Annotated in this window: 14 protein-coding genes; 1 reads left to right on the top strand and 13 read right to left on the bottom strand. The window is 39.9% G+C overall.

Going from position 1 to position 15,747, the window contains the following annotated elements; genetic code table 11:
* Window positions 1–439 precede the first annotated feature (439 nt).
* The gene (locus NE668_RS07180) at window positions 440–4,228 is read left to right on the top strand and encodes a subtype B tannase (protein ID WP_256196393.1); all 3,789 of its coding nucleotides are present in this window, start codon (window positions 440–442) and stop codon (window positions 4,226–4,228) included.
* A 341-nt stretch (window positions 4,229–4,569) separates the two neighbouring features.
* Here the strand turns inward: NE668_RS07180 and cysK are convergent, their stop codons facing one another.
* The 13 genes from cysK to NE668_RS07115 all read right to left on the bottom strand — a co-directional run bounded on the left by cysK (window position 4,570) and on the right by NE668_RS07115 (window position 15,693).
* On the bottom strand, window positions 4,570–5,505 hold the full coding sequence (gene cysK, locus NE668_RS07175; protein ID WP_012864824.1) for a cysteine synthase A: 936 nt from the start codon (window positions 5,503–5,505) through the stop codon (window positions 4,570–4,572).
* A 15-nt stretch (window positions 5,506–5,520) separates the two neighbouring features.
* Window positions 5,521–5,970 carry an RrF2 family transcriptional regulator gene (locus tag NE668_RS07170; protein WP_004695020.1) on the bottom strand — a complete coding sequence of 150 codons (450 nt, stop codon included), beginning with the start codon at window positions 5,968–5,970 and terminating at the stop codon, window positions 5,521–5,523.
* Between the two features lie 482 nt (window positions 5,971–6,452).
* The gene (gene ahpC / locus NE668_RS07165) at window positions 6,453–7,016 is read right to left on the bottom strand and encodes an alkyl hydroperoxide reductase subunit C (protein ID WP_004695016.1); all 564 of its coding nucleotides are present in this window, start codon (window positions 7,014–7,016) and stop codon (window positions 6,453–6,455) included.
* A 188-nt stretch (window positions 7,017–7,204) separates the two neighbouring features.
* Window positions 7,205–7,420, bottom strand: coding sequence for a hypothetical protein (locus NE668_RS07160; protein ID WP_060919048.1), 216 nt, complete (start codon window positions 7,418–7,420; stop codon window positions 7,205–7,207).
* Between the two features lie 9 nt (window positions 7,421–7,429).
* Complete coding sequence (gene pyrG, locus NE668_RS07155; protein WP_038125685.1) at window positions 7,430–9,040, bottom strand: CTP synthase; 1,611 nt, start codon at window positions 9,038–9,040, stop codon at window positions 7,430–7,432.
* A gap of 15 nt (window positions 9,041–9,055) precedes the next feature.
* Window positions 9,056–10,789 carry an arginine--tRNA ligase gene (gene argS, locus NE668_RS07150; RefSeq protein ID WP_004698104.1) on the bottom strand — a complete coding sequence of 578 codons (1,734 nt, stop codon included), beginning with the start codon at window positions 10,787–10,789 and terminating at the stop codon, window positions 9,056–9,058.
* The gene (locus tag NE668_RS07145; protein WP_004695011.1) at window positions 10,755–11,213 is read right to left on the bottom strand and encodes a YwiB family protein; all 459 of its coding nucleotides are present in this window, start codon (window positions 11,211–11,213) and stop codon (window positions 10,755–10,757) included. Before NE668_RS07145 ends, argS begins: the two co-directional genes overlap by 35 nt.
* Before the next feature lie 51 nt (window positions 11,214–11,264).
* A complete protein-coding gene (locus tag NE668_RS07140) occupies window positions 11,265–11,516 on the bottom strand; it encodes a GIY-YIG nuclease family protein (RefSeq protein WP_012864827.1) in 252 nt (83 codons plus the stop codon).
* Window positions 11,517–11,640: 124 nt separating this feature from the next.
* Entirely contained in the window at window positions 11,641–12,282 is a 642-nt protein-coding gene (locus NE668_RS07135; protein ID WP_004695007.1) for a peptidylprolyl isomerase, read from the bottom strand.
* A 226-nt stretch (window positions 12,283–12,508) separates the two neighbouring features.
* Window positions 12,509–13,417 carry a DUF3829 domain-containing protein gene (locus NE668_RS07130; RefSeq protein ID WP_004698282.1) on the bottom strand — a complete coding sequence of 303 codons (909 nt, stop codon included), beginning with the start codon at window positions 13,415–13,417 and terminating at the stop codon, window positions 12,509–12,511.
* A gap of 136 nt (window positions 13,418–13,553) precedes the next feature.
* Complete coding sequence (locus NE668_RS07125) at window positions 13,554–14,330, bottom strand: HAD family hydrolase (protein ID WP_004698247.1); 777 nt, start codon at window positions 14,328–14,330, stop codon at window positions 13,554–13,556.
* 8 nt (window positions 14,331–14,338) lie between these two features.
* Window positions 14,339–14,575 (bottom strand): DUF1653 domain-containing protein, encoded by a 237-nt coding sequence (locus tag NE668_RS07120; RefSeq protein ID WP_004698254.1) that lies wholly within the window; start codon window positions 14,573–14,575, stop codon window positions 14,339–14,341.
* Window positions 14,576–14,619: 44 nt separating this feature from the next.
* Window positions 14,620–15,693: an iron-containing alcohol dehydrogenase family protein gene (locus NE668_RS07115; RefSeq protein ID WP_004698178.1), complete on the bottom strand. Its 1,074-nt coding sequence runs from the start codon at window positions 15,691–15,693 to the stop codon at window positions 14,620–14,622.
* Between the last annotated feature and the right edge of the window lie 54 nt (window positions 15,694–15,747).

Raw genomic sequence — 15,747 nt, 5'->3', positions numbered from 1 at the left:
AAATTAACCATCAATTATAGCTTATATATGATTGATTGATGGCTGATAATTGTTGATTGTTTATGATGAGTTTCGCGATTAGCAGTTAGTAACTAATAGTTAACATTTAGCGACTAATTGATTAATGACTCTTATCGATGGTGAAAGCTGGTGTCACACCAGTAGATATAGTAAAAGGACTAGAATATACGTATTCTGAACTGACCTAAAATTGGACACAATTTTGGAACAACAATTCAGAAGTATACGTGATCTAGTCCTTTTCTGATATTCAAAAATAATTAATATTATTTTATATTTTATAATCTAGACTACTTTCAAAAGTGGAAGCAAGTCCTCAAAATTGTACAATCACATCGATTTATGTTAAACTATATAAATATTAATAAACTTTAAAATTATAAACTATTATTAGAAATCTAGTTCGGAGAGCTAATTCATGAAATCATCCAAAAATTGTAAGGTCACTGCTGCATTTCTTGCTGCAGCTGCATTGGGTGGTGTTGCCCATGCAGAGCCTACACTTAACATGAATGATTTAGTAGGTACGAGTACCAGTGCTGAATCAACGACACAGAGTCCTACAAGTGTAGCAACTCCAGTCGTGAAACCAATTGCAACTCAGCCAGTCTTACCAGCTACACCACAACCGGCCACCGTTGTACAACAACAAACACCACCGATGGCACAACCTCAACCATCCTACGTGATGCAACCAGCAACGGTTAGCCCTGTACAAACTCAACAAGTTACACCATTGCAATCAGTACCGCAACAAGTAGTACCAATGCAATCTCAACAACAGGTTCAAACTCAACCTCAGTATGTTGTCAATAAAGATACAAAAACTGTCATGGAGCCTACATTAGCAATGCACAGTTTGATAAATGTACAACGAAAAACTGAACCTGTTACTGTAGAGAAACCAGTGGATGGTAAGCAACAAGTACAAACTACACAAGTAGAGCGTACGCCTGTTGTTATTCAACAAGAATCCATAGCTCCATTAACTGTATCAAATACTACAGTAACAAAAGCCGTAGTAGCAAAACAGAGGCTTACGATTCGAGATATTCAACGAGCTGAGCGTGAGCGTCTAGCTCAACTAGCCGCTGAAGAAGCATCCCAACAAGAAAATTTATCACAAGCTGATCAACAACAACTTGCTCAAAAGCAAGCTGAAGCACAACGGCAAGCCGCACTACAATCACAACAACAAGCAGAAGCCCAACGGCAAGCAGCTTTGCAGGCGGAACAAGAACGTGTGGTAGCTCAACAAGCAGAGGCTCAACGCCAAGCGGCTTTACGTGCTGAGCAGGAACGTATTGCGGCCCAACAAGCTGAGCAAGCGCGTATTGCAGAAGAACGTCGTCAAGCGGCAGAGCTGGAACGCATTCGTATCCAAGAGGAACAACGCCGTATTGCTGAGCAACAGGCGGAACAAGAGCGTATCGCTGCTCAACAAGCTGAAGCTCAACGTCAAGCGGCTATTAGAGCGGAACAAGAACGTATCGCCGCTCAACAAGCCGAAGCGCAACGTCAAGCCGCTATTAGAGCGGAACAAGAACGTCTTGCCGCTCAACAAGCCGAAGCGCAACGCCAAGCAGCTATTAAAGCTGAACAAGAACGTATCGCCGCTCAACAAGCAGAAGCGCAACGGCAAGCCGCTATTAAAGCTGAACAAGAACGTATCGCTGCTCAACAAGCTGAGGCTGAACGCCAAGCCGCTTTAAAAGCTGAACAAGAGCGTATTGCCACTCAACAGGCTGAAGCTCAACGCCAAGCAGCTATTAAAGCTGAACAAGAACGTATCGCCGCTCAACAAGCTGAGGCGCAACGGCAAGCCGCTATTAAAGCAGAACAAGAACGTATCGCCGCTCAGCAAGCCGAAGCGCAACGCCAAGCAGCTATTAAAGCTGAACAAGAGCGTATTGCCGCTCAACGGGCTGAAGCTCAACGCCAAGCAGCTTTAAAAGCTGAACGTGAGCGTATCCTCGCTCAACAGGCTGAAGAAGAACGCTTAGCGGCTGAAGAAGCAGCTCGCCAACGTGCTGAAGCCGCCGCTAAAGCTGAAGCCGAACGACAAGCAGTTATTAGAGCAGAACAAGAACGTATGGCAGCTCAACAGGCTGAAGCTCAACGCCAAGCAGCTATTAAAGCAGAACAAGAACGTATCGCCGCACAACAGGCTGAAGCTCAACGCCAAGCAGCTTTAAAAGCTGAACAAGAGCGTATCGCGGCCGAGAAAGCTAAAGCTGAACGCGAAGCCGCTATAAAAGCGGAGCAAGAACGTATTGCTGCTAAACAAGCGGAACTTGCAAGACAAGCTGTGATCCAAGAAGAACAAGAACGTTTAGCTGCTGAACAACTAGCAAAAGAAGAAGCGGCAGCTGCAGCTAAAGCTCAGGCTGAAGCAGAGGCAAAAGCTAAAGCAGAAGCAGACGCTGCAGCTAAAGCTCGGGCTGAAGCAGAGGCAAAAGCTAAAGCAGAAGCAGACGCTGCTGCTAAAGCGCAAGCTGAAGCAGAGGCAAAAGCTAAAGCAGAAGTAGATGCTGCTGCTAAAGCTCAGGCTGAAGCCGAGGCTAAGGCTAAAGCTCAATCTGAAGCCGAAGCAAAAGCTAAATCTGACGCAGAGACTAAACAGGTTCAAGAAAGTAAATTACCGCAATCTTATGTAAACGCTCGTAATGAAGCTTCCACAAAGGGCTCTACTGTTACAGAAGAGAAAAATATTCTCTCCCAACCAATTGAACCCCCATTGCAAGCTGATGCGTCTGCAAAGATTAGTCTTGCTTTCGACGCGAAAAATTATGAATCCATGTCTACCACAGTAGATAATAAGGAAATTAAATATCGCGCCTTCGAGTATATCCCTTACGTGGCTAATCCAATCGACATAGATCAGCAATACATGAACATTTATGTACCAGAGGAATATTTCAACAACGGTACAATCAATGGTTACAATACCCAAACAGCCCCTATCTTCATGCCAAATGCAGTAGGTGGTTACATGCCGAGCCAAGCTATGACGCCTAAGGTGGAAAATGGAAAACCTAACAGTGTTCTTTACGCATTATCCCGTGGTTATGTAGTAGCTTCCCCATCTACTCGTGGTCGTACCAATAAAGCTTCCGATGGCAACTTCATCGGTAAGGCCCCGGCAGTAATCGTTGACTTACAAGCGGCTACAGCCTACTTACACGCTAACGATTCCGCTATGCCAGGTAATGCAAACCGCATTATCACAAATGGTACAAGTGCAGGCGGTGGTGTATCCTTGTTACAAGGTGCAACTGGTAACAGTTCCGACTTCCAACCATATTTACAAGCATTAGGTGCAGCTACAGCGGCAACTAATGTATACGCAGTATCTGCGTATGCCCCTATCACTAACCTTGATGCGGCTGATATGGCTTACGAATGGAGCTATAATGGTATCACATCCTTTAACAAAGTAACTATGGGCCAAGGCGAATTACCACAAGCTAATGTAGGTGGCAACTCTGCTCCACCACAACGCACGATGCAACGTGTAAACTTGAATGCAGACGATCTATCATACTCTAAAATGCTCAGCGAACACTTCCCTGATTACGTAAATAACTTACAATTACGTGACTCTCTAGGTCGTGTACTAAAACTTGACAAGAACGGTAACGGTACTTTCAAAAATTATGTAAAAGAATTTATTGTTGCTGCCGCTAATAAAGCAGCAGCTAAAGGTACTGATTTATCCAAGCATACATACCTTGTACGAGATAATAAAACAGGAACTATCAAAGACATAAACTGGGAAGCATATAACCACTTTGTAAGTCGCTCAAAAGCGCCTGGTGCCTTTGACTCTCGTGCTAATGATACAGGTGAAAACAATCTATTTGGTACAAGTACTACAGATAATAATCACTTTACCATTACTGCTGCATTACACGATTCAACAGCTAACCAAGATGTATACGTAGAAAATGCTAAGATCGTTACTATGATGAACCCAATGAACTATCTTGGTTCTCCTGCTGCGACAAATGCACGATTCTATCGTATTCGTTATGGCACAGCCGACAGCAATACATCTGTTGCAATTCCTTTAATCGTAGGTACACGTGCTCAAAACCTTGGGTACAGAGTAGATATGGCAACACCATTTGATGTAGATCACTCTGGTGACTACGATTTAGAAGAATTATTCAACTGGATGGATAATATCGTTAAAAACGGTAGATAATTACAATTAAATACATACCAAAATACTAAAGGAGCTACCTAGTAGCTCCTTTTTCATATACAATTATAAATTTTCTTATGTGTTCAATTATAAATGTTCTTGTGAAAGTCCCGCTCCGACTATGAATAATCTGCACCATTATTTAATCAGTACATCACCCTATTATATTATAAAAGAATTCAAACAAAAAAGGATGCCCCCTGTAAAATACAAGGGGGCATCTATGTATTTGAGCAAGTAAATACTATACATCCAGAAAAATCGATGCATAGTACTAAGCAAGAGACTACTTAATTATATTAAGGTAAAAGCAATTATTATGCTTTCACCATGATAGGCGATTAAACTTCAGGGAACAATGCTGTAGATAAGTAGCGTTCGCCTGTATCAGGGAGAATTACTACAATATTTTTGCCTTTATTTTCAGGGCGTTTTGCCAATTCTTGAGCCGCCCAAAGCGCAGCACCAGAGGAAATACCTACCAATACGCCTTCTGTGTGACCGAAAGCTTGAGATGTAGCAAAAGCATCCTCGTTAGAAACTTGGATTACTTCATCGTAAATGTTAGTATCCAATGTATCTGGAATGAAGCCAGCACCTAAGCCTTGGATTTTGTGAGGGCCTGGTTTACCATTAGACAATACAGGAGAATCTGCTGGTTCTACGGCAACCACATGTACATCAGGGTTTTGTTCTTTCAAGTAGCGACCTGCACCTGTCAACGTACCGCCTGTACCAACACCAGACACGTAGATATCTACGGTACCATCAGTATCTTGCCAGATTTCAGGACCAGTTGTTCTGTAGTGAATTGCAGGATTAGCTTGATTTACGAACTGACCTGCTTCAATAGCGCCGGCTGTAGCCGTTACGATTTCCTTAGCTTTTGCAATAGCGCCTTTCATGCCAAGAGAACCGTCAGTCAATACGAGCTGAGCACCATAACCAAGCATTAATTTACGGCGTTCAATGGACATTGTTTCAGGCATTACGATTACAACTTTATAGCCAAGCGCAGCACCTACAGCAGACAAGCCAATACCAGTATTACCAGATGTAGCCTCTACAATTGTACCGCCTGGTTGTAATTCACCAGATTCAACTGCAGCTTGAATGATTGCTGCTGCGATACGGTCTTTTACGGAACCGCCTGGGTTGAAGTATTCCAATTTTGCGAAAATATTAGCGTTTGCACCATATTTCTTACCAAAACGTGTAGCAGCTAATAATGGTGTTTTACCGATTAATTCAACAAAAGATTTTGCAATTTTAGACATAGTGGTCACTCCTTATTAAATAGAACCATCCCAATTATCATATTTTGTATCAAGTTTTGCGTAAGTCCCATCGATTACATCTTGAAGAGTTACATTTTCTAAATAATCATGAATATAGTTTTGTAATCCTGCCCAGAAACCAACGGTCCGTTCGTTGATCACTGTATCAGTACTCACCCCTTCGTCAAGGGTAGAGATGATAGCCATAGATTCCTCTGTAGCAAGCAAAATCTCAATAATGGTATATTCTTTAGGGCTTTTAGATAAGCGATAGCCGCCATACTTACCGCGGATACTATCCACTAGTTTTGCAGCGCCTAAACGAGCTACGATACCTTCTAGGTATTTTTCAGATATGCCTTGTCGTTCTGCTACAGATCGCAAGGAGACAGGTTTATCTTGACCTTGCTCTGCCAAATCGATGAGGACCATCAATGCATACCGACCTTTTGTGGAAATCCTCATATATTTTGCCTTTCTTTGTAAACGTTAGTGTTAAACACACCCCATATTATAAAGTACTTATATTATATTTATAAAACCTTTCATATTAATAGGAATTAATTTCATTATAGACCACTCACTATAAAAATGCAAGAACTTATTTCCTACTTTTATAAAGGGATATTTACTTATCCTATATTTATTGAGTTTATCCTATATTTTAACTTAATAACTTGCCTTGTAGAAAGCTCAAGTTATTATACTTTTGTTAACTCGCAACACAACGAAGTAAGAATAATCTTATAACACAAAAGGACCAGCCCGAAGGCCAGTCCTTTTGCGTATAGTTTGTAGTTTGTTATATGAGGTTTACCATGATGAATTGGAGAGGGTTCATCTGGTATTGGGACTTACCGTATCGTCAGGAAAACAATACGCGCCCGTGTTTATGTCATTTGAGGAGTTGTCTAGATTACTCTAGCATTTAAGTATAAGTTTCTTAATTAGATTTTACCTACAAGATCAAGACCTGGTTTCAAAGTATCTTTACCTGGTTTCCAACGTGCAGGGCACACTTGATCGCCATGTTTAGCTACGAATTGAGCAGCTTGTACTTTGCGAACTAATTCTTCAGCGGAACGGCCGATACCCATATCATGAATTTCTGCTGTACGCACGAAACCTTCTGGATCTACTACGAATGTACCACGGTAAGCCATAGCAGATTCTTCTTGGAATACATCGAAGAAGTCAGCCAATTCATGTTTTTTGTCAGCTAACATGTAGTACTCGATTTTATTGATGCTTGGAGAAGCATCAGACCATGCTTTGTGAACGAATTCGGAGTCACAAGATACAGAGTAAACTTCGCAACCCAATTCTTTCAACTCTGCATAAGAGTTTTGTACGTCTTCCAACTCAGTAGGGCATACGAATGTGAAGTCTGCTGGATAGAATACGAATACAGACCATTTACCCAACACGTCTGCAGTGCTAACTTTTACCAATTCAGGTTTTTTGAAAGCATCAAGTGTAAATTCAGGAAGTTGTTTACCAATAATAGACATGTTATGTCCTCCTTATTTGAGTTCCATATGTAACGAATATATTTATATTGGTGTACTTAACACCACATCTATATCTATCTTTGTCTATATAATAACAAATATCATTCAATATTGCAAGCGTTATTTTTAAATTTATCGATATATTTTTCCAACATTTTCGATGTAAGCAAAAAAAAGAAGAAAAATGCTCATTTCTGAGCATCTTTCTTCTTTTTACGTACTACAACAGACTTACTGTTCACAGTAGCGTGATCAAAAGCTATTAAACCCGCTATATTAGCAAGCCCTCTCCGTGCTATGTGACCAGTTGTAGATTGTTCTTTTCCCGATTTACCATATACAAACTGCTCTAGTTTGAGTGCAGCTAATATAAATAAACCTATAATAGATAAAATAGATTCCATCGCTTTAATCTATTTTTTTAGTTCTAAGATTGCATCTACGAAACCACGGAATAATGGATGTGCATTATTTGGGCGAGATTTAAGTTCTGGATGTGCTTGTGTGCCAATGAAGAATGGATGATTCTTCACTTCAATACTTTCAACGAGACGGCCATCTGGAGATGTACCAGAAATTACGAGGCCTGCATCAGTCAATTGTTGACGATATTCATTGTTGAACTCATAGCGATGGCGATGACGTTCATAAATCAAATCTTCTCCATAAGCCTCGTGAGTTTTCGTACCGGCTTCCACTTTGCATGGATAGATACCTAAACGCATTGTACCGCCTTTTTTATCTACATCAACTTGATCACTCATCAAGTCAATTACTTTGTACTTAGCATTTTCGTCGAATTCGCTAGAGGTTGCTCCTTCCATGCCACATACGTTACGAGCAAATTCCATAACTGCAGATTGCATGCCGAGGCATAGGCCGAGATATGGAATATTGTTTTCACGAGCATATTGGATTGTACGAATTTTACCTTCTACACCACGGGACCCAAATCCACCAGGTACGATGATACCTTCAACACCTTCAAATACCTCTTTAGGATCTACAGATGTATCATCAAGTTCTTCAGAGTCAATCCAACGAATATTCACTTTAGTACCCGTAGCAATACCAGCATGATCTAGAGCTTCAACTACGGATAAATACGCATCATGCAATGCTACATACTTACCAACGATAGCAACTGTAATATCTTTATTAGGATTCAAAATTTTATGAACCATTTCTTTCCATGCAGTCATATCACATGGACGATCTTCAAGACCTAATTTTTTGATAACAATATCGTCAAGGCCTTGATCTTGCATCATCAATGGCACTTCATAGATGGAACTACAAGTTTGGTTTTCAATAACTGCTTCTGGTTCTACGTCGCAGAACAACGCAAGTTTTTCTTTCATTTCATCAGAAATGTGTTTTTCGCTACGGCATACCAAAATATCTGGTTGAATACCAATGCTGCGCAATTCTTTTACACTATGTTGTGTAGGTTTTGTTTTCAACTCGCCTGCGGCATTGATGTAAGGCACTAATGTAACGTGAATGTAAAGTACGTCGTTACGACCTACTTCTTTTTTCACTTGGCGAATAGCTTCCATGAATGGCAAGCTTTCAATATCACCTACGGTACCACCAATTTCAGTAATAACTACATCAGCATTATCCTCTTTACCTACACGGTAAACATTTTGTTTAATTTCATTTGTAATATGTGGAATTACTTGTACAGTGCTACCTAGGTAATCACCTTTGCGCTCTTTATTAATTACAGACCAATATACTTTACCAGCTGTAATATTGGAACGTTTACTAAGGTTAATATCGATAAAGCGTTCATAATGGCCCAAATCAAGGTCCGTTTCGGCGCCATCATCTGTTACAAATACTTCACCATGTTGGTAAGGGCTCATCGTACCCGGATCGATATTAATGTATGGGTCAAATTTTTGAATCGTTACATTGAAACCACGGTTTTTTAGTAAACGACCCAAAGATGCTGCTGTAATTCCCTTCCCAAGAGAAGAAACAACGCCGCCAGTTACGAAAATATACTTAGTTGCCATGATGCCTCCCACCTATTACATTTTTTCCGGAGCGGAAATACCTAAAATACCCAAGCCTTGACGAAGAACGAGGGCAATCGCTGTAATTAATCCAAGACGAGCTTGTTGTAATGCTGGATCTACGCCAATGATACGACCTTGACGGTAGAACGAATGGAACATGCTTGCCAAATCGTATAAGTACCGAGCAATACGATGAGGTGCACGATGTTCAGCAGCTTGAACGACCTCTTCCGGATATTCAGCTAATTTCTTAATTAATTCTAATTCCATTTCACTTGTAAGCGTTGTGAAATCAGTTTCACTATAATCGCCAAATGCAATGCCAGCTTCACGCACTTGGTTGTAAATGCTGTGAATACGAGCATGAGCATATTGGATATAATACACTGGGTTGTCATTACTACGAGATTTTGCCAAGTTAATATCGAAATCAAGTTGGCTATCCAAGGAACGCATCAAGAAGAAATAGCGAGACGCATCTACGCCAACCTCTTCGATCAATTCATCTAATGTAACACTATCGCCACTACGTTTAGACAATTTAACAAGTTGTCCGTCACGGAACAATGCTACCATTTGTAATAACAATACTGTTAATTTATCAGGGTCATAACCAAACGCCGCCATAGCCGCTTTTACACGACATACATAGCCATGATGGTCAGCGCCCCAGATATCAATCATTTCTTTAAAGCCACGATCAAATTTATTGCGATGATACGCAATATCTGCCGCCAAATATGTAGGAACCCCATTATCACGAATAACTACGCGGTCTTTATCATCACCATAATCAGTAGATTTTAACCATAAAGCACCGTTTTTTTCATAAACTTTGCCAAGGGCCTTTAATGCCTCTACGGAATGATGAATCTCATCCGTTTCATGAACTGTACGTTCAGAGAACCAATTATCAAAAGTAACGCGGAAGTTTCTTAATGTTTCCTCTAAGCGAGCTAATTTTTCTTTTAAGCCCTCTTCCTTAAACAAGGCTACACGATCTGCTTCGTTCATAGCATTTAATTTATCAAAGCCTTCGCGTTCTGCAATCGCTTTCGCTGTTTCAATAATATCTGGGCCACGATAGCCATTTTCAGGGAACACTAAAGCCCCTTCTGGAATATCGAACTCAGGCATAGAACCGTCTTCATTGCGTTTAGGTGGGAATACTAATGTAGCACCTTGTAACTCTTGGAAACGGTACTCAATGGAAATAGCCATGTTGTCGATTTGATTACCTGCATCATTGATATAGTACTCGGATTGTACATTATAACCCGCTGCACGTAACAAGTTTACAAGAGCACTACCGTACGCAGCACCGCGACCATGACCAACATGCAATGGACCTGTTGGGTTTGCACTTACGTACTCTACTTGAATTGTATCGCGCGCACGCAATGGTTGAACACCATATTCAGTACCAGCATTCAAAATGGCTTTTAACGTATCGTACACCATATCAGATTTCAAAAAGAAATTAATAAAACCTGCGCCGGCAACCTCAGCACGTTCAAGCCAATCAAAATTCATATGACTAATCAAAGCTTCAGCAATGGCTCGAGGATTTTGACGAGCTACACGAGCGGATTGCATAGCGATGTTTGTAGAAAAATCACCGAATTCCTTTTGAGGTGGCACTTCGAGAACGATTTCTGGATATTCCCCAGCCGGCAAATCACCGCTGTTAATCGTATCTTGTAATGCCTGTTCAATCCCCGATTTCAGGATTTCCTTCATGTCCATGCTCTATATCCTCCCGCACGTCTATATCTAACTGATTATAAAATTGCCATTCACCTTCAACGGAAATATCATATCCTAAATGAACATGACCTACGCCATCATGAAAGTCTACTGTTAATTCATGAGTATTTACAGCCATATGTAAATCACCATATGGTGTTTCATATACGGCTTCACGTTCTTCACCACGGACGTATTGATGACGCATATTGACAGCCCCTGTTCGGAGCAACACGATAGAATCATCATGAATTTTAATGGTCGTCTTAACCCCATCCAATCCAGTCACACTAGATTCTTCATAACGCACATATTGAGCATTACCTTTTTCATGTGACGTACCTGGGGAAATCAGTTCCACTACGGTATCCTTGCCATCCATATCTCGTTGTACACTCTTTACGGACACTAGAACCCGCTTCATTTTCAACCTCCGTGGTAGTAATTAATCATCATATTATACCATAATCAAGGACTATTTTGCACCCTTAATGAGTCTCAATTTCTTAGTCTTCGTCATCCGTTTAATAGCATATTCCCTGCGTTGTGCTTCTTGTTTTTGGTGAAAGCTTTCAGCATATACCAAGGTCACAGGACGACGTCCTCGCGTATATTTTGCACCGCCTGGGATATGTCCATTGTGAGCATCTATTCGACGTTTGAGATCTGTAGTCCATCCACAATACAAAGAATCATCAGAGCAACGCACTAAGTAAATATAGTGCATTTCTTTTGATTCATCGCCTTGAACACTAGCGTCGTTCAAGATTGTATCACAATCTACAATTATACCTTGTACCTCTTGTGTAGATGCGCATTCACCAGAAAGAGACTCTTGAGAAGTACTTTTCTTATTTGCCATTTTTCGCATCATCAGTAATCGGCTCCAATGTAATGGTATTGATGATTACTGGTTCTACTGGCTTATCATTGCGACCGGTTTTAACCTTGCCGATTTTTTCAACTACATCCATGCCTTGTACTACAGTACCAAAGATGGTGTGTTTATTATCTAACCAATCCGTAGGTCCCAAGGTAATAAAAAATTGAGATCCTCCTGTATTAGGACCACGGTTAGCCATGGCTAGAACGCCCATTTTATTGAAGTGTAAATCATTGGAGAATTCATCAGGAATTGTATAGCCTGGGCCACCAGCACCTGTGCCATCAGGATCTCCACCTTGAATCATAAAGCCTTCGATAACACGGTGAAATGTCACACCATTATAGAAGCCTTTTTTCACGAGATAATCAAAATTTTTGACCGTAATCGGCGCTTTAGACCCTAACAAACGAACCTTAAATTGACCATAGTTTGTATCAAAGATAGCATATTCATCAGCAATTGGTGCGTTTGTAAAATTGGGCATAGCTACAGTTTCTGCTTTCACGGTGTTACCTTGTGGTTGTTCACCACTGTTTGTACCGCATGCAGTTGTACCAAGCACTGTAATCCCCAACATTGCGCATAAAGCCAAGCGTTTCCAGTTCATATGTCCCCCAAAATACTAATATTATATTTAACTAAAATGTAGATTTAAAATTTACATAGAAAAACCGCTCAACCCATGAGCGGCTCTTTTTTAGTATATCATATTATGGCACTATTGAGATTAAAAATATAAAAAAATAATATAACAATAAATAATAACAACAAAAAACAGAGCTTCAAAGGAGCTCTGTTTTTGTAATCCTCAGATAATCACGTAGTTAATTCGATTATTTAGAGTCAAATTGGTCTGGAGTTGTATTGTTATAAGACTCAATATAATTATTGAAATTCTCAATCATGTCGTTAAGGTTGTTTTCATTTGCATCGTTAAGTACTTGACGAACAGAACCAACTACAGAGTTATAAGAGTTAACAAGCACTTCTCCACGATCATTATTTATGCTCTTAAGCAATGTTTGAATTTCATTAAGTTCTTTTTCTACAGCTTGTTTGTCTGCATTTTTAGGAGCTTTTTCTACATTTTCTACAAGAGTAGTCAAGCGAAGCGTAGATTCCATTGCTGCTGCATAGCCTTTTTTACCGTCTTTTTTCAATTTTTCGATTTGTTTCTTAGTTTGTTCGGTGTTAGCTTTGTTAAGAGCATCATTGAACTTCGCATAAGCTGCATCAAATTTTTCTACTTGTGCTACGTATTTAGCTGCTAGTTCTTTACCTTTAGCACCACCATCATTCATATAGGCTTTAGAGTCATCATAAGCTTTCAAATCTTTGAATGTTGGTACTAATTCATTAAGAATATTTAATACATTATCGCGTTCTGTGTCAACTTCTTTAAATGTAGAACCTTCTTTTTTAGATTTTTCCAAAGCATCTTTTAAAGTATCATAGTGAGGTTGACGACCAATAGCACCTTCTTGGAAACCACCCTTTAGTTTAGCCAAACTATCTGCATAGTTTTGACCCCAAGTTGCATTATCACCATTGAAGCGATTTGTTGCATCAATAAGTGTATTAAGCTTAGCAGCTGCTTTCTCATCGCTACCGCCATCAACTACGGAGGATACTACGGAGCCAATGCCACCCGCTTTATCACTGCCACAACCAGAAACAAATAAACCTGCTGTCAATGCCGCTACACAAAGTAAAGTTGAAAATAATCTGCGTTTATTGTTCATATCTTCTCTTCTCCTTTTAACACATGAATATTGAACTAAGCGCATTATACTAACTATACTACACCAATTCTGTAGCCGCAGCTACAAAAATAAATCTTCATATAAACTTCACCTGGCTTAGGGGCATTAGCGATAATTAATCAATCCATTTAAAATGCTTACACGCATTATAAATGCCATCTTTATCACAGTCTGTAGTAATATAATCAGCCTTTGCCTTTAATTCAGGGCGCGCATTACCCATAGCAATATTTAGCCACTCAGGCCTAAACATAGACAGATCATTATACCCATCACCAAATACAACAGCTTGATTTGGCTGCATTCCAAAGTGTTCAAGCATATTACGAATACCCAACGCCTTTTCCATAGGCTCATATAGAACACAGCCATCACCATAACGAATGAGCTTATGTGTCATATGCTCGATATCCTTCTCCTCTTCCTCTCCTTCCTTGAAAAACACATAAATCTTATAAAATTCTTCAACACTATGAAAGTCAAAATTAGGGTCTACAGTTGTTTTAAATACATCCCAATTTGGATGCCACTCTAAAATTTCCTTATACGGCGTAATACGACCGAGTTTATTACGATCCGTTACGGCCCAAGGAATATTATGTGATTCTAAATACTCTAAATATTTAATACATGCATCACGATCCATACCTATCATGGATACCAATTCATTATTAACAGTGATACTGTGACCACCATCTGCTACGAAATCAGTAAGGCCTGCTTGCTCTGCGAAACGCTTAGCATCCACTTGAATACGACCAGTTGCTAAGGCTACACGATGACCACGACGCTTTAACTCATCTAAACTGTATTGAGCACTTTCAGGGATTTTACCTTCAGGCCATACAGCTAAGGTATTATCGATATCGAAAAAGAAAAACTTCTGTTCCACAGGCCCTCCTAATCGCGTCCACTCATCAGCTTAAACCGCTCTTTTTGTTTTACATCTGGATATTTTTCATGGTCCACATCACTCAAAAACATATCTAGTGGTCGTACATATAAGTCACGTTGATCATATAATTTTTGATATACCACGAACTGTTCACTCGTTTCCGAATGAGTTGCAACATCTAACACGTAATAGTACATGCCTTTAAAATGACGATATAAGCCACCCTTTACAATTTCTTGCATTTATAACCTCATCACATAACATACACAAATAGTTACAAACCATATTAATCAAGAGATTCCATATATTGAATAGCCTTAGTCAACATATCTGCTGTAATTTTATATGGAGATACATCAATATCATGAACAGATGTAGCCTTTTCAACAATTTGAGGAATATGCGATGCAGTAAGATCTAATTGTGAAAGTTTAGTAGGCCAACCTAATTCGCGATATACTGGCAACCACCGTTGTAACTCATCCATTTGTTGGTCAACGGTTAACAAAATAAGTAAGCCATAAGCTACTATTTCACCATGCAAATGATTTTCTTCTGTTTCTTTATTAGTAACACAGCCATAACATACAGCATGAGCCATGTTGCTATTATATGCCATAGGAACACAACCTGATACAACACCGGTAGTAAAGATAACAGTCATAGCAATGGTATCAAAGGCATCACTACGTTTATTAGCTTGACTATCTTTATAGGCTTGTATACCATGTGCTAAAATTGGTTCACTACACATAGAAGCTAGAGTAAGGCCTAACTGAGTATTATAGTCTTGCTCGCGACTGCGAGCAGAAAGATGAGTTTCATAGTGTTTTGCAATAGTATCTCCCATTCCTGCCCACAAGTAACGGCTTGGTGCTTCTACGAGAATATCAGCATCAATAAAGCAGTGCACAGGAGGATGATTTACAAAAGCTACGTCATCAAAAGTATGATCTGCCGTGTATACAGCTGCCACTTCTGACGTTGCCGCACAAGTAGACGCAATGGTTGGAATTGTAAAGAATGGTTTATCATCTAACTCTATAGCTACTACTTTTACCGTATCCATGGCCTTACCACCACCAACAGCAAACAAAAAGTCCGCATCTTTTACAGATGCCATTTGTGCAATTTCCTTGCCTCGAGCAAAAGTACACTCTCCACCAAAGTGGATAATATCTAGCACCTTAATCCCCGCTTTATCAAGCACTGGACGAATGTGTGGCAAAGCTTTAGAAAGAGCTGTTTCGCCACCGATGATAGCTACAGACTTGCCATATAATTTTGTAAACTTTGGAATAGCGTCAAATACATCATGACCTCCAAAACTATAACTAGGTAAACAATGAGTACTACGCATAAAATTTCCTTCCTTCTTTTATCATTTATATCCTTATTTATCCTTATTATAGAA

The organism is Veillonella parvula (assembly GCF_024461875.1).
Lineage (GTDB): Bacteria > Bacillota > Negativicutes > Veillonellales > Veillonellaceae > Veillonella > Veillonella parvula_I.
This window is presented reverse-complemented; position numbering and strand designations above follow the sequence as displayed.

Bases quoted from the DNA above. Each gene is read 5' to 3' on its own strand.
- NE668_RS07180 (WP_256196393.1), top strand. From the start codon at position 440: ATGAAATCATCCAAAAATTGTAAGGTCACTGCTGCATTTCTTGCTGCA.
- cysK (WP_012864824.1), bottom strand. From the start codon at position 5,505: ATGTCTAAAATTGCAAAATCTTTTGTTGAATTAATCGGTAAAACACCA.
- NE668_RS07170 (WP_004695020.1), bottom strand. From the start codon at position 5,970: ATGAGGATTTCCACAAAAGGTCGGTATGCATTGATGGTCCTCATCGAT.
- ahpC (WP_004695016.1), bottom strand. From the start codon at position 7,016: ATGTCTATTATTGGTAAACAACTTCCTGAATTTACACTTGATGCTTTC.
- NE668_RS07160 (WP_060919048.1), bottom strand. From the start codon at position 7,420: ATGGAATCTATTTTATCTATTATAGGTTTATTTATATTAGCTGCACTC.
- pyrG (WP_038125685.1), bottom strand. From the start codon at position 9,040: ATGGCAACTAAGTATATTTTCGTAACTGGCGGCGTTGTTTCTTCTCTT.
- argS (WP_004698104.1), bottom strand. From the start codon at position 10,789: ATGGACATGAAGGAAATCCTGAAATCGGGGATTGAACAGGCATTACAA.
- NE668_RS07145 (WP_004695011.1), bottom strand. From the start codon at position 11,213: ATGAAGCGGGTTCTAGTGTCCGTAAAGAGTGTACAACGAGATATGGAT.
- NE668_RS07140 (WP_012864827.1), bottom strand. From the start codon at position 11,516: ATGCACTATATTTACTTAGTGCGTTGCTCTGATGATTCTTTGTATTGT.
- NE668_RS07135 (WP_004695007.1), bottom strand. From the start codon at position 12,282: ATGAACTGGAAACGCTTGGCTTTATGCGCAATGTTGGGGATTACAGTG.
- NE668_RS07130 (WP_004698282.1), bottom strand. From the start codon at position 13,417: ATGAACAATAAACGCAGATTATTTTCAACTTTACTTTGTGTAGCGGCA.
- NE668_RS07120 (WP_004698254.1), bottom strand. From the start codon at position 14,575: ATGCAAGAAATTGTAAAGGGTGGCTTATATCGTCATTTTAAAGGCATG.
- NE668_RS07115 (WP_004698178.1), bottom strand. From the start codon at position 15,693: ATGCGTAGTACTCATTGTTTACCTAGTTATAGTTTTGGAGGTCATGAT.